This window comes from Curtobacterium pusillum, from assembly GCF_013359865.1.
Taxonomy (GTDB): Bacteria; Actinomycetota; Actinomycetes; order Actinomycetales; family Microbacteriaceae; genus Curtobacterium; species Curtobacterium pusillum.
Map to the genome: position 1 here is coordinate 11,942 of NZ_JABMCE010000052.1, position 18,471 is coordinate 30,412.

17 protein-coding genes and 1 pseudogene are annotated in these 18,471 nt (G+C 66.3%); 13 read left to right on the forward strand and 5 right to left on the reverse strand.

What is annotated here, in order from left to right; translation table 11 throughout:
* Window positions 1–116 precede the first annotated feature (116 nt).
* The 8 genes from HP507_RS03285 to HP507_RS03320 all read left to right on the forward strand — a co-directional run bounded on the left by HP507_RS03285 (window position 117) and on the right by HP507_RS03320 (window position 9,338).
* On the forward strand, window positions 117–953 hold the full coding sequence (locus tag HP507_RS03285; RefSeq protein ID WP_175350425.1) for a hypothetical protein: 837 nt from the start codon (window positions 117–119) through the stop codon (window positions 951–953).
* 42 nt (window positions 954–995) lie between these two features.
* Window positions 996–1,217: a hypothetical protein gene (locus HP507_RS03290; protein WP_175350426.1), complete on the forward strand. Its 222-nt coding sequence runs from the start codon at window positions 996–998 to the stop codon at window positions 1,215–1,217.
* 39 nt (window positions 1,218–1,256) lie between these two features.
* Window positions 1,257–1,523 carry a hypothetical protein gene (locus tag HP507_RS03295; protein WP_175350427.1) on the forward strand — a complete coding sequence of 89 codons (267 nt, stop codon included), beginning with the start codon at window positions 1,257–1,259 and terminating at the stop codon, window positions 1,521–1,523.
* A gap of 468 nt (window positions 1,524–1,991) precedes the next feature.
* Window positions 1,992–3,938, forward strand: a complete 1,947-nt coding sequence (locus HP507_RS03300) for a type I restriction-modification system subunit M (RefSeq protein ID WP_175350428.1) — start codon at window positions 1,992–1,994, stop codon at window positions 3,936–3,938.
* Entirely contained in the window at window positions 3,935–5,155 is a 1,221-nt protein-coding gene (locus HP507_RS03305; protein WP_217508452.1) for a hypothetical protein, read from the forward strand. Before HP507_RS03300 ends, HP507_RS03305 begins: the two co-directional genes overlap by 4 nt.
* Complete coding sequence (locus HP507_RS03310) at window positions 5,152–8,265, forward strand: type I restriction endonuclease subunit R (RefSeq protein ID WP_175350429.1); 3,114 nt, start codon at window positions 5,152–5,154, stop codon at window positions 8,263–8,265. The genes HP507_RS03305 and HP507_RS03310 overlap by 4 nt, the downstream gene beginning before the upstream one ends.
* Before the next feature lie 2 nt (window positions 8,266–8,267).
* Window positions 8,268–8,477, forward strand: coding sequence for a helix-turn-helix domain-containing protein (locus tag HP507_RS03315; protein WP_175350480.1), 210 nt, complete (start codon window positions 8,268–8,270; stop codon window positions 8,475–8,477).
* 240 nt (window positions 8,478–8,717) lie between these two features.
* The gene (locus HP507_RS03320) at window positions 8,718–9,338 is read left to right on the forward strand and encodes an SDR family oxidoreductase (RefSeq protein WP_175350430.1); all 621 of its coding nucleotides are present in this window, start codon (window positions 8,718–8,720) and stop codon (window positions 9,336–9,338) included.
* Window positions 9,339–10,330: 992 nt separating this feature from the next.
* Here HP507_RS03320 and HP507_RS03325 read toward each other — a convergent pair.
* The 4 genes from HP507_RS03325 to HP507_RS03340 form a co-directional block, all read right to left on the reverse strand.
* On the reverse strand, window positions 10,331–10,909 hold the full coding sequence (locus HP507_RS03325; protein WP_175350431.1) for a hypothetical protein: 579 nt from the start codon (window positions 10,907–10,909) through the stop codon (window positions 10,331–10,333).
* Window positions 10,909–11,493, reverse strand: a complete 585-nt coding sequence (locus HP507_RS03330) for a hypothetical protein (protein ID WP_175350432.1) — start codon at window positions 11,491–11,493, stop codon at window positions 10,909–10,911. The genes HP507_RS03325 and HP507_RS03330 overlap by 1 nt, the downstream gene beginning before the upstream one ends.
* 11 nt (window positions 11,494–11,504) lie before the next feature.
* Window positions 11,505–12,662 (reverse strand): hypothetical protein, encoded by a 1,158-nt coding sequence (locus HP507_RS03335; RefSeq protein WP_175350433.1) that lies wholly within the window; start codon window positions 12,660–12,662, stop codon window positions 11,505–11,507.
* Window positions 12,663–13,021: 359 nt separating this feature from the next.
* Entirely contained in the window at window positions 13,022–13,708 is a 687-nt protein-coding gene (locus tag HP507_RS03340) for a hypothetical protein (protein ID WP_175350434.1), read from the reverse strand.
* 806 nt (window positions 13,709–14,514) lie between these two features.
* Between HP507_RS03340 and HP507_RS03345 the strand changes: the two genes are divergently transcribed.
* Both HP507_RS03345 and HP507_RS03350 read left to right on the forward strand, forming a co-directional pair.
* Complete coding sequence (locus HP507_RS03345; RefSeq protein ID WP_175350435.1) at window positions 14,515–15,027, forward strand: hypothetical protein; 513 nt, start codon at window positions 14,515–14,517, stop codon at window positions 15,025–15,027.
* The gene (locus HP507_RS03350) at window positions 15,024–15,440 is read left to right on the forward strand and encodes a hypothetical protein (RefSeq protein ID WP_175350436.1); all 417 of its coding nucleotides are present in this window, start codon (window positions 15,024–15,026) and stop codon (window positions 15,438–15,440) included. Before HP507_RS03345 ends, HP507_RS03350 begins: the two co-directional genes overlap by 4 nt.
* Before the next feature lie 58 nt (window positions 15,441–15,498).
* Here HP507_RS03350 and HP507_RS03355 read toward each other — a convergent pair whose 3' ends face one another.
* Window positions 15,499–16,065 carry a DNA N-6-adenine-methyltransferase gene (locus HP507_RS03355; RefSeq protein ID WP_175350437.1) on the reverse strand — a complete coding sequence of 189 codons (567 nt, stop codon included), beginning with the start codon at window positions 16,063–16,065 and terminating at the stop codon, window positions 15,499–15,501.
* A gap of 381 nt (window positions 16,066–16,446) precedes the next feature.
* On the opposite strand from HP507_RS03355, the gene HP507_RS03360 reads away from it, so the two are divergent.
* The 3 genes and pseudogenes from HP507_RS03360 to HP507_RS18290 form a co-directional block, all read left to right on the forward strand.
* The gene (locus HP507_RS03360) at window positions 16,447–16,797 is read left to right on the forward strand and encodes a hypothetical protein (protein ID WP_175350438.1); all 351 of its coding nucleotides are present in this window, start codon (window positions 16,447–16,449) and stop codon (window positions 16,795–16,797) included.
* A gap of 158 nt (window positions 16,798–16,955) precedes the next feature.
* The gene (locus HP507_RS03365; RefSeq protein WP_175350439.1) at window positions 16,956–17,963 is read left to right on the forward strand and encodes a hypothetical protein; all 1,008 of its coding nucleotides are present in this window, start codon (window positions 16,956–16,958) and stop codon (window positions 17,961–17,963) included.
* Between the two features lie 46 nt (window positions 17,964–18,009).
* Window positions 18,010–18,408 (forward strand): annotated as a pseudogene (locus HP507_RS18290) (GrpB family protein); the annotation flags it as partial.
* Between the last annotated feature and the right edge of the window lie 63 nt (window positions 18,409–18,471).

Below are 18,471 nucleotides of genomic sequence, written 5' to 3' on the forward strand. Positions count from 1 at the left end.
TCCGGGCCGGCGCGTTGCGAGTGTGACGACCGAGCGCCGCACCTCACCGACGCGGCTGAAGAGGGTGGTCGCACCGCGCGTGACGGGTAAGCCGCTACACCCGCTACGGTCGACCCATGACCGACGATGACGACGATTCCTCGACCGTCACCCCCGCTGAGCTCCGCGCGATGCTCGAGCGCGCTCCGTTAGAAGCGGCGGGACGGAACCTTCGGCTGCTACTGGCGATGGTCGTGAAGGACACCGACGTCCTATTCGCAGCTCCCGAGGTCACCCTCGACGATGCGCTCGACATCGCAGCGCACGTCGGCGCGGCGTTCGTCACCCTTGGGGAGCGGACGTTCGACCTGGCGGAGTTCCTCGGCGACGCCGAAGGGGTACCCGTCGGCATACGGAACAACGCCGCCAGTCACGACGGCGATCTCGAGGGGATGGACCTCCGGTTCATCGGCGCGGGAGTCTCCTACGCGTGGTGGGCAGCGGTGGACTGGTCCCAAGAGCTGACAGCCGAACTCGAGGGATGGAAGGAAGACTCCGACGAGAAACATGACCGAGAACGGCGTGAACGGTTAGCGCGGGCGCAGCAGCTCATTCAAGCTGCCATCGACGACGCCGGGGTCCGCGCTGCGAAGCCGATGTCGAGGAAGCCTGTCGTCGAAGCGTTCATTCGTAGCCGCATGGAGTCGAAGAACGACGTCGGCGCGGAGTACGCGCTCCGTTGGGCGCCCCAGCGAGTGGCTGAAGAGTGGCGGTCCGCCTACGCGCTTCTCGACAACAGCGCGAAGGTGTTCATCTCCGACCTCCGGGAACTGCCCGAGTGGCAACGGTCGAAGTGGAATCCGTCCGCCCGCCGCGACGTGCTCCTGCGGTTCGTGATGAGCCGCACCGGCGGGTGGGCTCCCACCGACAAGTGGCTGAAGGACATGGACGCCGCGACCGCACCGACACGATGAGCGCACACGAACTTGCAGTCGCATCCGCGCATACCCTCCGACATGAGCAGCAACACCGTCGCCCGCATCACCGGCACCCCGTCCCCGGCCGGTGTCACCGCGACCGTCCTCGCCCTCGGCTACTTGGTTGAGCTCGTCGCCGGATTCGCGCTACTGCTCACCGCCGGATGGCCGGTCGCTTCCGGTACCTTCGCTGTCTCCGCCGCGCTGCTGGTCGCTTCGCTCACCGTCGAGAGCTGCAAGCGGTTCACCCGGGGTCGCTGACCGATGCGCCGACGCGACCGGTCCGCGCATAGGGGCGGCATGCGCAGGTTCGTGTCGAAGGTCCGTGCGGACCCGCTCGCCGGCACCGTCGTCATCCTGATGATGGCTGCACCGGTTGCGCTCGTCGCGTCGCTCATCGTCCGGTTCACTGTCTCCGACGTGGCATGGGCAGCGCTGTTCTTCGTCGCCGTCGGCTGTGTTGCCGGAGCGACCGTCCTCGCCGCCATCCGACGCCAGGGCCGCCTGCGACTCTTAGCGTCACGTATGTCGAGTGTGGTGCGCGCGGGAGTCGGTACCAGCGGGTGAAGCCGGCCGGGGCATCCGACAGTCTGCGCCAGATCCTGATCCGTCAGGGCTGGGTGGCCCGCATCCAAGCGGGCGCTGTCCTCACCCCGGAGCAGGCGCTCGATGCGGTCGCATGGGTGTGCGCGGAGGGCTCCCTTCACAGCTCGCTTCATGAAGCTCACGTCGCGGAGGACTTCTGGGCCGATATCGCTGCTGGCCGCCGCAGTCCACCGTGGCCCGGGCGCCGGCGCGGGGCGCCGCGGGGACCGGCCTACCCCGCGGCGCCCACCTGTTAGCGGAGGAGGAGGCCTTCCTGCTCGCTCGCTCAGCGCCGGTGCTCGGTCTCGGCAGCACGGAAGGCCGCTGCTTGCAAGGAACCCGCCGGCCCCGGACACGGGCCAAGATGTCACGTTGCTGATACAACGGTCGTGTAAAGTCCTTGATACAGGGGACGAGCGCGATCAGCGCGACGAGCGGGAACGAGAACGCATGGCCGAGTCGGCAGAGGCATCCAGGAAGACCACGGCGCGGATCGTCTGGGAGACGGCCGACAAGTACCTGCGCAACATTGTCGACGAGGAGGACTACGGCGATTACATCCTGCCGTTTACGGTACTTCGTCGACTCGAGTGCATGCTGGCCGACAGCAAGGACGACGTCGTCAAGTACGTCGACAGCTTCGCCGGCATGCCCCAGCACCTCATCGACATAGCGGTCAAGGACCGGTTCGGCCTGGGCTTCTACAACGTGTCGCCGCTCAACCTGGCCACGATCGCGTCGGTAGACGACAACGTGGACAAGTCCCTCAAGAGCTACGTCGACGGGTTCTCGAACAACATCGCCGACATCTGGGTGTCGTTCGACTTCAACCGACGCGCGAAGGTCCTCGCCGACGCCAACCGTCTGCATGCCGTCGTCAAGCACTTCTCAACGCTGCCGCTGGGACCGAAGGACCTCAGCGACACGGGCATGGGCGACGTCTTCGAGGACGTTATGTACCGAGCCTTCAACAAGAAGGGCAAAGCGGCGGGCAACTTCTACACCCCGCGCGACGCCATCAAGCTTATGGTCGACGTCCTGATCGCGAACGACGATGACACCCTCGCCGGGGAGAGCACGGCGCGCTCGATCTACGACCCGACGGCCGGCTCCGGGGGCATGCTGCTGATCGCGCAGAATGCGCTGCGGCGGATGAACGAGACGATTGACGTGACGCTCTACGGTCAGGAGCTCATGCCGTCCGCGTTCGCGCTGGGCAAGGCGGACCTGCTGATTCAGGGCGGCCGCCCCGACGCGATTAGGCAGGGAAACACCCTCGTCGAGGATCTCTACGAGGGGCAATCATTCGACTACGTGCTCTCGAACCCTCCGTTCGGCATCGACTGGGAGGTCGAGGAGAAGTCGGTACGGGAGCAGGCGAGGACGCCCGGCTCACGGTTCAGCCATGGCCTCCCGAGCATTAGCGACGGGCAGATGCTGTTCCTGGCTCATTGCGCCTCGAAGCTCAGCCCAGCCGGAAAGAACGGCCAGGGCGGTCGCGCAGCCGTCGTCTCGAACGCGGCTCCGCTGTTCAACGGGGACAAGGGACCGACGGCCATCCGCGAGTGGCTCCTCGACGAGGACCTCATCGACGCGATCATCGCTCTGCCGCCCAGCATGTTCTACGGGACCGGAATCCCGACCTACGTGTGGATCCTCGACACGAATAAGGACCCGGAGCGCGTGGGCAAGATTCAGTTGCTCGACGGATCGGGCCAGTGGACTCTGCTGCGCAGGCCCATGGGCGAGAAGCGCCGGGAGATGAGCACGACGGACCGGGATCCGGTTCTTGAGGCGTACAAGGCCTTCGAGCGCGCGGACCCGGAGATATCCCGAGTGATGACGCCGGACGACTTCAGGTTCCGGGACGTCCCCGTCTACAAGCAAGCCCGCCTGGCCGTGCGATTCAGCAACGAGGTCGTCGAGACTCTGCGTGAGCGGAAGGACTTCATGGAAGGGCACGTGGACGTGCTCAAATCGCTCGACGGCACGAGCTGGAACGGGCTGGCCAAGGCCTTCCCACAGGCGGCAAAGGCGGCTGGGCTGAAGGCGCCGCTTGGTCTGGTAGACGCCGCGATGAGGGCGCTAGCGGTGCCCGACGACTCAGCACCGCCTGCCGTCGACCGGAAGGGCACCGCAGTCACCTCGAGCGGGTGGAAGATCACGGAGCGCGTGCCGCTCAGCGAGGACTTGACCGAGCACATGGCGCGCGAGGTCCTGCCGTTCTCCCCGGACGCCCAGTGGGACGAGAGCAAGGCGAAGCACGGCAACGAGATACCGTTCACGAGGATTTTCTACACGCCGCGGGCACCGCGGCCCCTTGAGGAAATCGACTCCGAAGTGCAGGGTCTCATGGGTGAGCTCGCCGACATGTTCAAGCTGGTGAGCGATCAGTGACTGTTCAGACGGTCCACCAGTCGCTGCTCGAGAGCCCTGCCTCCGTCATGGCTCCGGTCGGCTCCGTCGTCGTCGAGCGGAACGAGAAGGTGGGCGAGACCGACTATCCGCCTCTGTCAGTCGGGAAGTTGGGCGTGACACCCCAACTCGCCGGCGTTGCCAAGTCCCAGACCGAAGGCGATCGGAAGCTCGTCCGGGCTGGGGACCTGGTCATCAACTCCAGATCAGACAGGCGTGGCGCGTCCGGGCTGGCGCGGCAGGATGGAAGCGTCTCGGTCGTCTATTCCGTCATGACTCCGAGGCCAGAGCTCCTGCTCCCGGAGTACGGCCACCACCTGTTCCGCAGCATCGCGTTCCAAGACGAGTTCTTCCGCTGGGGCACAGGCATTGTCGACGACCTGTGGTCGACGAACTTCACTCGGATGTCGCGCATCCGGGTCCCTCTTCCGCCGCTGGACGTCCAGCGACGGCTCGCTGCCTTGCTCGACGAGGTCGATGCCATGGTCGCGAAGCTCGATCAGCTGACCGATGCGCTGCGAGCGCGAGCGATCGACACTGCTGCCCTCTTCGGCCTCTCCGAAGACGACCCGCGCCGAGGCGCGGACGCACAGTCTCCGTTGTCTGGGATACCCGAGCACTGGGAGCGCACAAAGTTCGGTTACGACTTCACGGAGAGCATCGAGCGGAACGGCGATGACCCGCCGCCGGGTCCGCTCCTCTCGATCTCGGAATACCGAGGCGTCGAGGTGAACACGCGGACGGACGGCCAGCAGGCGTCTTTGGACGTGTCGAAGTACCGGGTCGTAAGGCCTGAGCAGCTCGCCGCCAACATGATGTGGCTGAATCACGGGGGCCTCGGGGTGTCATCGCTGACTGGCTACATCAGCCCCGACTACAAGGCGTTCTGGATTTCGCCGCGGTTCCACCCGCGCTATGTGCACCACCTGCTCCGTAGCCCCCGATATGTCGACTACTTCGGGGCAATCGGCACAGGGGTCCGCCCGAACGCTCAGCGCGTCACGAAGATCGCTCTCGACATGATGCCCTTGCCGCTGCCTCCCATGGATGAGCAGAAGCGCATTGCGGACGATCTTGACCAGGTCACCGTCCGCATCGATGGGATGCTGGCGAAGATCGCCAGCCTCCGCAAACTGCTCGTGGAGCACTCATCTACGCTCCTGCTCGATGTCGTGACCGGACGGAAGGAAGTCGCATGAGCCATGCGCAGCTGATGGAGCTCGAGTTCGAGGAGAACCTCTGCGCAGAGCTTGCCGAGCGCGGTTGGCTGTATGAGCACGACGGGAAGCCGACCGGTTGGGACGTCGGACTGGCGATGGTGCCTGCCGACGCGCTGTACTGGCTGGCTGCTCAATACCCAGACGAATACGAGAAGGCAGTGCCCGGCGACCTGGTCGGCGAGGGAAGAACGAAGGCCGAGCGGAAGCTCCTCGAGCACATCACCAAGGAGCTCGCCAAAGCTACGCGGATGGACCCGACGACCGGGCACCCGGTCGGCGGCCTCCTCGGCGTGCTGCGCAAGGGCTTCTCCTATGCCCAAATCGGCCGCCCGACAGCGAAGTTCGGCCCGATGATGACCTTCCCGCCGGCAAATCCGAACCTGACCGAGGTCGTGGAGGCGGCGGACACGGTCCGGCTGCGGATCCTGCGCCAGGTGCGCTTCGACACAAGGACGAACGAGAGCATCGACGTCGTGCTCCTCGCAAACGGCCTGCCTGTCGTCACCCTCGAGCTCAAGACCGACAACACGCAGACCGTCAACCACGCGATCCGGCAGTACAAGGAGGACCGCAAGCCCAGCAGTAGCCGGCCCCTTCTTGCCCCGGGCCGGGCGCTTGTCCACTTCGCGGTGTCCAACGACCTCGTCTATATGACGACCAAGCTGCAGGGCGGGGACACCGTCTTCTTGCCTTTCAACCAGGGCGACGACGGCCACGAGGGCAACCCGCCGTCGGCGACCGGGTCGTCGACGAACTATCTCTGGCGCGAGATACTCGCGCGCCCGACCTTCATGCGCATCCTCAAGGACTTCGCGCTCTTCGAGCCGGGCAAGTCCGGGAAAAAGGACGAAGGTCGCCTGGTCTTTCCGCGCTTCCACCAGCTGCGGGCCGTCGAACGCGTCGTCGCCGACATCGAGGCGATCGGGCCGGGCAAGCGCTACCTGATTTGGCACTCGGCCGGCTCCGGCAAGACCAAGACCATCGCGTGGCTCAGCCATCGCCTGATCCGGCACATGAGCCCCGATTCGAAGTCGACGTTCGACTCGGTCATCGTCGTCACTGACCGCACCGTGCTGGACGAGAACATCCGCGACGATATGAACCTGGTGCAGTCGAGCAAGGGGCTCGTTGTGGCCGTGGGCGAGAAGTCCGGGGCGAAGTCCCCGCAGCTGAGGAAGGCGCTCGTCGAGGGCGACCACATCATCACCTGCACCCTGCAGACCTTCCCCGAGGTCATGAAGCTCATCGAGGACACCGAGGAGCTGCGCGGCAGGCGCTGGGCCGTCATCGCCGACGAGGCGCATTCCTCGCAGTCGGGGTCCGCTGCGAAGCAGCTCAAGGAGCTCCTCGTCGACGTCGAGGTCGACCCCGCCGAGGAGATCAGCGCTGATGACCTACTAGCCGCCAAGGACTCCGCCATCGCGGCGTCGGCCAACATCACCTTCGTCGCGCTGACCGCTACGCCGAAGGGGAAGACGCTACGCCTGTTCGGCACCCAGGTCGGAGAGCGCTGGGAAGCCTTCGACACGTACACGATGGCGCAGGCGATCGAAGAGGGCTTCATCCTCGACGTGCTCACCAACTACTCGACCTATGACATGTTTCTCCGGGTGAAGAGCACCCTGGACGGCGAGGAGTCGGAGAGTGAGATCCAGGTCAACACCGGCGAGGCGGTCTCGAGCATCGTTCGCTACGCGAGGCTCCACCCGACTGCCATTGCTCAGAAGGTGCGAGTCGTGGTCGAGCATTTCCGGCGCAATGTGCAGCCGCTTCTCGGCGGCCAAGCGCGCGCCATGGTCGTGACCAGCTCGCGCATGGAGGCGCTGAGCTGGTCGCGGAAGATGAACGCCTACATTGCCGAGAAGGGCTATGACCTCCGCACGCTCGCGGCGTTCTCGGGCTCGCTCACCGACGAGGACGGCGAGAGCGTCACCGAGGTCTCGGTCAACGGCGTCAGCGACGTGGGCAGGGTCTTCCGGGAAGAGGGCGTCTACCGCGTCCTCATCGTCGCGAACAAGTTCCAGACGGGCTTCGACGAGCCGCGCTTGATGGCAATGTACGTCGACAAGAAGCTCTCCGGCGTCGCCACCGTGCAGACACTTTCCCGGCTGAATCGCATCTACCCGGGCAAGACCGCACCGATGGTCGTCGACTTCCGCAATACGCCCGCGAGCGTCCAGGCGGACTTCAAGCTGTACTACTCGGACGCGCACGTCGACGGTGACGTCGACCCGAATGCACTGATCACGGTCGGCGAACGGCTCGATACGGCCGGGCTCTACACGCACGAGGAGATGGACGCGGTCGCCGATGCTTTCCTCCACGACGCCGGTGGCGAGGCTATCGCCAAGGCGCTGTCGCCGATCAAGAGCCGGTGGAACGGCCAGTGGCGGCAGGCCGTGTTATCGAAGGACAAGAAGCGGAGGGAAGAACTCGAGACCTTCCGCGTCAACGTGCTCGGGTACCGCAACGCATGGCAGTTCCTCAGCCAGATCGTCGACTATCAGGATCCGGAGCTGCACCGCCGAGCCATTCTCGCGACCCTGCTGGGCCGGAATCTTCACGCCGACGGCGATGACTGCGATGACAGCTTCCTCGAGGGCGTGCAGCTATCGGGCGTCAAGCTCGTCCCGTCCGCGATCGGGGAAGACCACTCGATCATTGAAGGCAGCGGGGACGGCATCAAACTGCCCATCTTCGACGGAGAATACGGCGGCAGCGCCGCGCCGAAGCGCGGTCCTCTCGACGAGGCCATCGACAAAGTCAACGAGATGTTCAAGGCCAAGGGGGTGGACGTCAGTCCCGAAAGCGTCTCGGGTTTCATAACGACCTTCTGGGGTTTCCTAGACGCCAATGAGGAGGCCGTGGCGATGGCGAAGAACAACACCGTCGCCCAACTCAAGGCGTCCGAGGGCTTCAGTGGTGCCGTCGGGCTCGCGGTGCTCAAGACGGTGAACGAGTCGAAGGAGATCCAGTCGTACATGACGGATCCGGCATTCGTCGGGCAGATCGCCGATATCGCGGCGGACGCGCTACATGCCCAACACCTGCCCGGCGGGAGCGCGGGTTCCGGCATGGAAGGCGCGTGAGCATGGGCGAAGCGGAGCAGCACGGGTTCGGCGACGTCATCCGCGAAGCACGGAAGAAGCAGGGCTGGTCGCAGGCGGAGCTAGGTGAGAAGTCTGGGGTGTCGCGCCCGACAGTCGCGCGCATCGAGGCGAACAACGACGTGACAACTGCGACCATCGCCAAGGTGGCGCAGGCGCTCGGTTTGAAACTCGAACTCCGGAACGATGGTTGACCGTGGCGCCGCTTCGAGCGCGACGCTGTGGGCATTCGTAGTGTTGATTGGGACGGCATCCCTGACAGCTCGGAGGGGATGGGAAAGCCAGGTCTTGCCGCGTCTTGAGGCAGCCGCCGACGACCAGGGGCATCGGGTTGACGACGTCAAGTGATTGAGCACCGTTCCCACGGGGTTGTCGAACCGAGCACCGATCTGAGCTAACGGCCACTCACTTGACGGCATGTGCTCTCGAATGCGATGGGCGACGGGCTGGACGCCGCGCTGGTCGGCGTCGACACGATCGTGAACACGCTCAACATCGCGCGCTTCGACGACGAGGCGACCCACTTCTTCGAGACCACGACCCGGAACCTGGTGCAAGCCGGAGATCGGGCAGGGGTCCGGCATCATGTCCTGCTGTCGATCGTGGGGGTCGGCGAGGAGGACGGACCGGACAACGGGTACTGGCGCGGCAAGGTCGCCCAGGAGCGGGTGCTGAAGTCAGCAACGGTACCCGCGACGATCGTCCGCACGACCCAGTTCCACTCCTGGGTCTCGGTGCTGGCAGACCAGCACACCGTCGACGGACGCGTGATCGCGGAGCGCTCACTCATCCAGCCGGTCGACCTCGCCGAGGTTGTGAGCCTCCTCGAGACCGTTGCGCTTGAAACGGAACCGTCTGATCATGAAATCGACCTGGCCGGCCCCGAGCGCTACTTCTTCGACGACCTACTTCGCGGAACGCTCGCCGCAGCAGGCGACGAGCGTGAAGTCGTGACTGTGGCGTGCAGCGGACCAATCGACCTGGTGGTCCCGCGTGGCCGGCACCAAATCGGGGCCAAGCCGTACCCGATCCGAGGGATCCCGACCGCGGGCTGACTTGGGACAGCTCACTCAAGTGAGTCGGCGTCAGGGGCGCCGGCTATCCGTAATGTATAATTTACTGTTGTAAAATCCGAAGGGCGGCTGCGCCAGCCTCCGGAGCGGCGTCTCCCGGCCGGGCTGGTCGAGGTCAAGGCGCCACCTGGGGCGCCTGGGCGTCTGGCCAGGGGGTACTCGAACAATTTGAACTCGGAACGGTCATGCAACTGTCAAACCGCAAGAACCTCGCTCTCCGTCGCGCCCCGGTTCTAGTTCCAGCGACGGCGGATTGGCCCGGGACGGTGGCGAGGGCGTTGGCGATGAAGGTCGCGGCTTGGTCGTCGAGGCAGTCGCCGCGGGTTCATCCGACGGTGATGCTACCGGGCTCCGGCTACATGGCGATAGCAAAATCGACCATCTAAACCCGATCGCTCGCTTCTTACCCGAGCATGCCGTGGTGCACGTGACCGTGGAGTATTCGGAGGGCGTCGCCAACCTGCCCGACGGTGAGCCCGGTGCTGTCGGTGATACTCACGGTGTACTGCCGTAGATGGCGACGTGCCGTACGACGGCGAGGAGTCCATTCCGGTTTCCGTGCAGTTCCGGGTCAAGGCCGGGGCCGGTAATGCGGCGTCCATCCCTATCCGGCCTTGGGTCCCGTCGAGGGTGACCACGTTCGGGGTCGTCCGGAGGACCTGTCGCATCTACTCGAGCGTGACGGACTCCGCAACGACGGGGCGACAAGCAGCATCTCCGGAGTATCGGCGGAGGGGATCGGCATCTTCCCCCGCCACGCCGGAGGGATGCAGGCGCGTCGGCCGTCCTCCCCGAAGCGGACCTTGTTCCACGACTAGATGACCGGCTCGGGCCCCGCCTTGGTGAGTGCGGCGAGTGCGGCGGTGATGTCGGTCGGGCGGTCGGAGCGGGGCAGGCTGGAGAGGACGGTCTGTTCGTGCCGGATCCGCCGCGCCCACGCCGTAGGAGCGATGTCGTCTCGTACCGGGGACCCATCAGTCGTACATTGCATGCGGCGTTATTGGCGTCCGCAGGTGCTCCAGTCGTGACCGGTCACGGATCCTCGGCAGCCACCTGTAACCAGGCGCCTGGTCGTGGATGTACCGGGCCGCGTTGAGCGCGGGGCGGAGCTGTGCAATGGCGTCGCTCACGGTCTGCACCTGCTGCTCCCACACCTCGGCTTGAAACCATGCTGGGCCGACCGCGGCTGGTGTGTGCGGTCCGAGCCGGACGGGTTGTGGCCAGCTGGTCCACCTCCAGGTGGAGCCGGAGACTTGCACGTCCCCGCAGATGTACATGCGGTCGTCGGTGCCGAGGACCTCGATGTTGAAGCGGAGCCAGTCGGGGTCGTCGTCGAGGCCGACGTCGCGGGTGATGGTCGCCCACGGGTTCCGGTCCGTGCGGCTCCGGATGACGTCTTCCGCCTCCCTGTACGAGCGGAGAAGCTCGGAGCCTCCAAGACCGGTTTCGTGGTCGCGGTACCAGAGCTGCTCCGGCCGATCCGGCTCGACGTCCGTGAGGAGTTCGAGCGCGCCGACGGGCGCAAGGCCAGTGCTGAGCAGCTCGAGTGTCATCAGCGATCAGCCCTCGACGTGTCGCCACTGAGGCCGGCGGCGTCGAGGAAGCCGTGTTCTGCTTCCGTGGTGGCGTCTAAGGACCCGACTTCGGGGTTGGCAGCGAGGAGCGCACCGACGCGGCCGCGAGTGTCGTGTTGAAGGTCGCCACGTTCGGTGTCGGTGAAGGTGTCGGCGAGGCACGATTCGGTGTCATGGAGCGCCGCCGCTTCGAGTTGTTCGTCGTCGTGGTTCCACCGCACGGCGACGCGGCCGGTGCGGCCGTCGTCGGCGCGGAAGAAGAGCGCACCTAACGGGTGGCCGTTGCGCCGTTCGAGGTTGTAGTCGTCCATCGTCCAGCCAGTGGCGGGGCTGCCGGTCAATCGTGCGACTGGGAGTATGCGGAAGCCGGTGCGGATGCCATTGAAGGGGCGCTGGATCGGGGTGGACTGCGACCGGATCTGCCGTATGCGGTCGGCGACTTCGGCGAGTTCCGGCGTTTGGTCGGGTTGCGTGATTGGGAACTCGCCGAGGGGGACGGTGGCAATGCCACGGAGGGCGTCGAGTCGGCGTTGCCGAAGCTTGCGTTCCTGCGTTGAAGTCATGTCGAGTCCCTTCAGTCCGGGAGCTGGTGAATTAGGTCGTAGTAGACGTCGGCCTGAAAGTGGATACGGCCGCGGACTTGGTTGGCGAGGTCGGCTTCGTGGTAGCCGTGCAGGAGGGTGGCGGCGGTGATGGTCTCGTCAGTGATGCCGCCGGCGGGGAAGTTCGCGGTGGCGAAGATGGTGTTGTCTTCGGGGACGGCGACGGTGAACTTCGGCCGCGCCGGTCCGTCTTTCGGTGGGACGGCGGGTGTGAACCCGAGCGCAGCCATGTCGGGCATGGTGCGAGTGAACGCGACCCGGGTTCGTCCTGACTCGACGTCGCCGTCCCGTCCGAGATACGGCAATCCCGGGAACGGGGTCATTGCTGCCCATGCGCCGGAGACGAGTGCTCCGGCGTCGATGAGGAGGCGTGCTTGCTCTTCGACGGTGCCGGGGTGGTGCCAGCTTGTGGCGATGCCGCCGGGTCCGTTGTAGGTCATCGCCCAGTCGGCGAGGGCGAACATGTCCACCGCTTCCCATCCGATGTCGACGTGCCGGACTGCGTCGCCGAGGATGGTGAGCGCGTCACCGACCCGTCCGACGCTCATCCCGGTGCGGGCCGCGAGTTGGTCGATGCGGCCGCTCGCCACGGGAAGGGTGCGCGCGACAGCGAACACCGCGTACCGGTCGACGCCGCGCATCTGAAACGGGCACGCCCCGGCGATCTGTCGGCCGTCCTCCCACACCTGTGAGCCGTTGACGAGCAGCACGTTCGGCGAGGCGCGGGCGATTTCGACCATCGTTCGTGGGGCGACGTATGAGGACATGGGTACGAGCAGCAGTTCCGGCTCGTTGGGATCGACTCCGGGTTGACGGCGGAGGGATGCTGCCGGTGCCACGCGGGCGCGGCGACCGTCGGCGAGACGGACCGTGTCGAATGTCTCGACGGTGGCCGGGAGCCCGGCGTGTTCGAGGGCGACGAGTGCGGGGGTGACGTCAACGGGCCAAGTGGACCATTGGCCCAGGTCAAGGATGTCCATCCGCTGCCGAGCTCCACTCCACCAGTCATCGTTCGTGTTGCTCATCAGGTCCTGTTCGAAATCGGGGCGGGTCGCCGTGTTCCGCCCCTGATATGCGCGGAGGAAGATGGGGCCTTGAATGCCGCCGCCAGCACCAACGAAGAACCACACCCCGTTATGCGATCCTGGCGATCACGCCCGACGAGGTTCCTGCCACGGACCGCTGAAAGCCTCGGCTGTCCGCGCATAGGCGTCATGCTGCCGATGTTCGGCCGCCGTGAGGATAGGTACAGCTATGAAGATCACTGCCGGAACCGTTGTGGCTGCGAGCAAGGACCATGGTGGGACGAGTCGGACGTTCGTGCCTGGCGGGTGCCATGGAATCGTCACGAGTGGCGGAGGCTGGCCACTCCAAGTCCGCTGGGAGGGACTCGCCTATTCGCAGCCCGCGTATCGCGACGAGGTGATCTGACCCAAGCGATCCCACCAGGTGGTGGGTCGGCTGATGCTGGTCGGCCGACCCACCACCGTCACACGGCTCGCGATCGATTCAGCGCTGCACCGAGGCGTCGCCCGTTCGCGTTGTCGGCTTCGAGCGACGCGGAGAAGTCGGCGACCCAGTTCTCGCCGTCCGGGCGCGGAATTCGCATCTCGTTCCCGACGTAGTACGTCGAGTCCGGAAGCGGGACGACGTTGATGATGTAGTACAGCGACTGTCGAGGGCAGCCGATCTCGTCGGCGAGCCAGCCAAGGCCCACGGTCGCCCGAGACGCCTGCCGGTGCCGTGGGAAGGGGCGCCGCCTGCGGCTGCGCCGCTCTTCGACGAACGCGCGCGCATCCTCGATGGGGATCTGCATGGATCGCCCGATCCGACGCGCGGATGCAGGCAACGCGCCCTCTGCACTGAGTGCCCACACCCGGCGTGTTGAGACGTTGAGCTGGGCAGCGAGCCACTCGAGCCCGACCGTTTCAACGTCCGGCGGGAACGGTTCCGTGTTCTGACCGAAGAACCGCTGCTTGTCCGCACGCCGCTCTGCGATGAGCACGTCCGCGTCGGCGCGAGGGATCCAATACTTTCCATCGACCTTGAACGCGGACTCGGGAAGCATGCCCTTGGCGCTCCATGCGTACACGGTGCCGATGGTGACGTCAGCCGCCGCAGCGAGCTCTCGGAGTGACATGGCGCCGTTGGTGGCGCTCTGGTTGGTGGGGGACATGTGTTCGCTTCCTCGCGGTGGACGGACAGGCTGTTTGCTGTCCACACACTCCTATGCGGCGAAAATCTCGGAGTGACCAAGACGGACTGAGCCGACCTGTGTTTTCGGTCTGATCCAACGACGGCGAGGCCGGTGCGTCCCAGTCGCAGTCGTCAGCGAGGAAGGGGGCTGGTAGACCATGTCAGCGGGGGCTTCTGACGGGCATCCAGGGTGCCCGGACCGTCGTTCCCAGCGGATGCTGCTTGCCCGTAATGAGCCCTGAAAGTAGGCGAAAAGTTGGTCTGACCTGGGGATACCTCGCGTGGCTTCCGTGCATGCCCGTTGCGGGGAGGTACAGCTATAGACCTTTTGGGGGATATATAGGTGTGGGGATCTAGGGCCGATCTACTTCTTCTTCTTCTTCTATGTATCCTCTATACATAAGTCTTCAAGTCAAGGGGCCTTCTACCTCTCCCGATCGCCGTGCTACCGGCGATCTGCGGTGACTTGACGCTCCCGTTCATTCGTCGAGCACTGGCAAGCCACCGCTTGCTCGATGCTGGCCAGCTCGCGCCGACCCTCGAGAGAGTCGCGTCGACGCCGCAGTTCGCCGCATAGACGCAGGCGTGATGAACTCAGCCCCCGCCGCGCATTCGGACCTCCGGCCTGCGAACACACCGTGTGCGGATGATCAGCACCAGTCCCGATGCCGTCGTCGGAACGTCCGTACGCACGCATGTCGTGCAGTCCGCGAATATATCTCTCGTGAACAGATCGGGACCGACTGGGGCGCGACGCACGATCACTGCGACAGCCGTGGACCTCGCATGAGCCGCTACCCCGAGGCCAAGCAGCACCTCGCAGCAGGGTCTCTCTCCGTGCTGCAAACGGGCAGCGATACGTGGCGAGCCATTTCCTGGGAGCGCCTGCGTTCGACCGTCGATGCGCATTCTTCGTCGCCGACCGCCGGCGAGCCGATGCTCATCGAGTACCGCAGCGGGCCTGACGAAGACGCGGAGGTCCGCGTTCGCGCGCAGGTCCTCACGCTGGGTCCCGGCGTCGGGCTGGTAGTCGAGCTCGTCACCCCGCCGGAAGGGGCTAGCGAGTACGCGCGAGTTGCCAAGCGGGATGCGCCCGACGAGGTCGGCCGCGTTTACATCCGCGCTGATTGGACCGCGGTGGTCCGGGCAGGCGAGATCTTCTCACCCGCTGAGGCCACCGCTCTCCTCGGCTGGGCAATGCCGGAAGATGGCCACCTGCTCGATGCGCTGTGGTCGCTGCAACAACCGCTCGACTACCTTGCCGACATTCGTGCGGGACGGCGTCGGCCGCCGTCGTGACCGCCGAGCCGTCAGCCCACTCCCTCGTCCATATCAGCGGAGACTGGTTGCTGTTCGATGATCCGCGAGCTGCGCTGGTTCACCTGCTGCCGGGTGCCTCGAATAGCGTCGAGCTGATGGTTGCCGTAGCCCAGAGGGCACAGCACGCCGAACTGCAACACTGGGAGCGCGTGCATCGACGTCGTGGCACCGCGTCGATGACGGGAGAGGAGTTGGCCATCTGCACAGCGCCGAAGGGCGAGCGGTTCGAATCCGACCTCCCGGAGCGGTGGGTCGGCAAGCCGGCGCTCTACCTCACCGTCCGGCAGCTGCAGGGTGCGCCGTTACCGACGGGTTCGGTGGAGCGGGTGGGGCCGAACGTCGTGCAGATGCTCCTGATCCTGGAGCGCGCTGGCATCCTCGACGTGATGTGAGCGCGCGAAGAGGCCCTCGATGCGAAGCAGCATCGAGGGCCTCTGGGTCAGCCGGTGGTCAGCTCAGAACGGAGAAGCAGAGCCCGAGGTCAGCCTGGCGGAGCACTCTCGCGGCTCGCTCTCCCCATGCCAGGAACATCGACCCTGCGCCAGGCGACCCCTGCGGCCGGCCCGTCTGGCCGTTGATGAACTTGATGCGGCCAGCGGTGAAGCAGACGATGTCGGCCGACGCCATCGCCTTGTGCGCCCACTTGGTGTCCGTGCGTGCGAAGACGAGTGCGATGCCATCGCCGTGTGCGGCCAGCTTTTCGAGCCATGTGTCCGTGTCGTCGTACGGCGGGTTCACCCAGCACATGCCGTGCCACGGGGAGGTCAGCCCGTCATCGTCGATGGTGAAGCAGCTCACGGCCGGGACGTTCGAGAGCGCGGAACCGGGGGAGCAGGGGTCGAGGTCGAACTCGACGCCCAGAGCGTTGAAGACGGCGGCCGGGGTGTACCACTCGATGTTCGGGTTGTGCGGGCCCGACTCGTGCGTGAAACCGCGGCCTTGACGAGAAGGTGTGGTCTGGCCGTTCGACGTCTGAGCGCTGCTGGCCTTGATGATGTAGGTGTTTGCGTTGGTCATGCACGCCCTATGCATGAGCCGACGCCGCGGGAGCTCCAATGAAGGAAAGCCCAGATCAAATCGGGTATCGTCGAGCTCCTGGCGCGGCCAATTCGTCGCGCGGGCCTTCGCCGCCTTCGGCGCCGGCGCCGCGAGTCCTGGTGTGTGCGGTGGTGCTTCTGCGTGTCGGTGTGGTGTTGGTGAAGACGCGGACGCGGTGGCAACCAACCGCAAAGAACCGGACTTCAAACAGCTGCGATGCTTGCGGTTACTTGCCTACCGGTCCGGCTGCGCCCAGGGACAAGGACATTTACACCGTGGATGTCGTCGGTTCGATCCCGGCAGGGCCCACCGGATACCGGACTCGCAGACGCCGGACTCGCTCGGTGTCACCATGGTCCGGTGCGATGGTTGCGGCGGGTCATGCGGGGCGGGCGGTACGACGACGACGACCGACGCGACCAGCTCGAGCGCTACATCGCCGCGTGCACGGAGCTGAGCCGCTTCCTCGACCTGGTCGGCGAACCGTCGGCCGAGCAGGTTCGCGAGCGAGCCGACACGGCAGCGCAGCTGGTGCGGAACGGGTGGACCCGAGACGACCTCCGCGCGGTCGGCCGGCCGTTCCGGGCTCCGTGGCCCGACGGCAAGGCGCGGGATGCCGGGGCGCCCGGTCCACGGGACGTGGACGACGGGGACCGGTTGGTGGCGGCGGTGAACGACGTCGCGCTGGAGTTGCGCGCGATCGGGCGCTGACCCTCCTAACGTGGCCGTGGCCGTGGCCGTGGCCGTGGCCGTCGCCGTCGGCATCGCCGTCGCCGTCGCCGTCGGCGTTGCGGGGAACCGCACGGATCGGACGGGCACGACGGGGTGCGGGCCACCATGGGGCGCGACGACGCATCCGAGGGGGCCCCGTGCGAGTACTGATCTACCTGCTGATGATCATCACGGCGACGGCACTGTCGTTGGGCGTCGGGCTCGTGGTGGGCTTCGAGCTCCAGGACGCGTCGCGCTGGTTGCTCGTCGCGACCGCCGCCACCACGCCGTTCATCGTCATGGGCCCGGCCGTGATCGGCGCCTTCGCGGGGTACTGGGACCACCGGTCATCGCCCGAGAGTCGTCGGTACCTGGGGTGGTGGTTCGCGGCGGTGATCGCGGTCGAGGTCGTGGCGGCGGTCTTCATCGTCCTCGCGACGCTGTCCGCCCGAGCACCCCTGTGGGTGCCGGTGGTGCTCGTGCTCGGCGCCGCGGTGCTCCTCGCCGTCGCGCGGCCCCTCGGCGCGTTGTTCCGCCGCACGGAGCGCCCGATCCCGGAGGACCTCGGCCCGTCGGTCCCGGACGGCAGCGTCGTCCGGCGGAAGCTGGTCGTGATCGGCGTCACCTTCGTGATCGCGGCCGCCGTCGCGACGATCGGCGCGGCTCTGCTCACGGCGCTGGGCGGAGGCCGCGTCGAAGCGCTCACCCAAACGGTGCTCCTCGCGGGGCAGCTGACGTTCACCGCGACCGCGATGGCCACCCTGTTCGTCGCGCTCCCGTTCAGCCGTGCGCTCCGGGATGCCGGCGGACGGGACATCGGGCGCCTGCGCCGGTTCGCGAAGGTCGTGCTCCGGGGCAAGGACCTGCCGTTGGACGGCACCGATGCGCGGGGTGCGGTGCGGTACGCCCAGATCCTGCCGCTCGTCCTGCAGTTCCAGCTCGGCTTCACCGGTCTGCTCTACGTCGCGATCGTCTTCCAGTGCCTGTCCTACGTGGTACGGGGTGACCTGGGTCTGCTGCCGGAGGTCTTCCTGGCCGCGATCGTCGTCGTGCTGGCACTCGTGTTCCCGTTGACGCTGCGCAGGATCCGCCGCGCCCGCAGGTACGTCGACCGGCACGTGCATGCGGGGGACCGAGGATCGGGTCCCGACGCGTCCGCGGTCTGAGGTCGCCCTACGGAGTCCCGCCGCTGCTGGGGTTATCGTGCTCGTGATGGTGCACCTCGAGGACCCCGACGCTGCCTGGCCGAGCGCGTACGGGCGCGAAGCCGCTCGGCTCGTCGCTGCGTGCGAGGGCAGGGTCACCGAGGTCGAGCACATCGGCAGCACCGCCGTCCCGGGACTCGTTGCGAAGCCGATCATCGACGTCGCCGCACGGGCTGCTCCCGGAGTGGACCCGTTCACCCTCGGCCCTGCCCTCGAAGCGCTCGGCTACCGGCAGCACCGGTCCGGACCGAAGAACCACGGCGTATACGTGCGCAGCCGGGACGGGGTGCGGACGCACATCGTGCACGTGTTCGCGCATGATGCGTGGAACACCTGCAACCAGCGGCTCGTCCGCGACCGGTTGCTCCACCACGCGGACGCACGAGCCCGCTACGCGGCGCTGAAGGAACGGATCGGGGAGATCGCCGACGGTGCTGCGCCCGGACGCCGAGTTCGAACGACTGCGCTC

Coding starts and splice junctions, on each gene's coding strand:
- HP507_RS03355 (WP_175350437.1), bottom strand. CDS start 16,065: ATGACCAACGCAAACACCTACATCATCAAGGCCAGCAGCGCTCAGACG.
- HP507_RS03340 (WP_175350434.1), bottom strand. CDS start 13,708: ATGTCCCCCACCAACCAGAGCGCCACCAACGGCGCCATGTCACTCCGA.
- HP507_RS03345 (WP_175350435.1), top strand. CDS start 14,515: ATGAGCCGCTACCCCGAGGCCAAGCAGCACCTCGCAGCAGGGTCTCTC.
- HP507_RS03320 (WP_175350430.1), top strand. CDS start 8,718: ATGGGCGACGGGCTGGACGCCGCGCTGGTCGGCGTCGACACGATCGTG.
- HP507_RS03290 (WP_175350426.1), top strand. CDS start 996: ATGAGCAGCAACACCGTCGCCCGCATCACCGGCACCCCGTCCCCGGCC.
- HP507_RS03315 (WP_175350480.1), top strand. CDS start 8,268: ATGGGCGAAGCGGAGCAGCACGGGTTCGGCGACGTCATCCGCGAAGCA.
- HP507_RS03310 (WP_175350429.1), top strand. CDS start 5,152: ATGAGCCATGCGCAGCTGATGGAGCTCGAGTTCGAGGAGAACCTCTGC.
- HP507_RS03285 (WP_175350425.1), top strand. CDS start 117: ATGACCGACGATGACGACGATTCCTCGACCGTCACCCCCGCTGAGCTC.
- HP507_RS03330 (WP_175350432.1), bottom strand. CDS start 11,493: ATGACTTCAACGCAGGAACGCAAGCTTCGGCAACGCCGACTCGACGCC.
- HP507_RS03295 (WP_175350427.1), top strand. CDS start 1,257: ATGCGCAGGTTCGTGTCGAAGGTCCGTGCGGACCCGCTCGCCGGCACC.
- HP507_RS03325 (WP_175350431.1), bottom strand. CDS start 10,909: ATGACACTCGAGCTGCTCAGCACTGGCCTTGCGCCCGTCGGCGCGCTC.
- HP507_RS03300 (WP_175350428.1), top strand. CDS start 1,992: ATGGCCGAGTCGGCAGAGGCATCCAGGAAGACCACGGCGCGGATCGTC.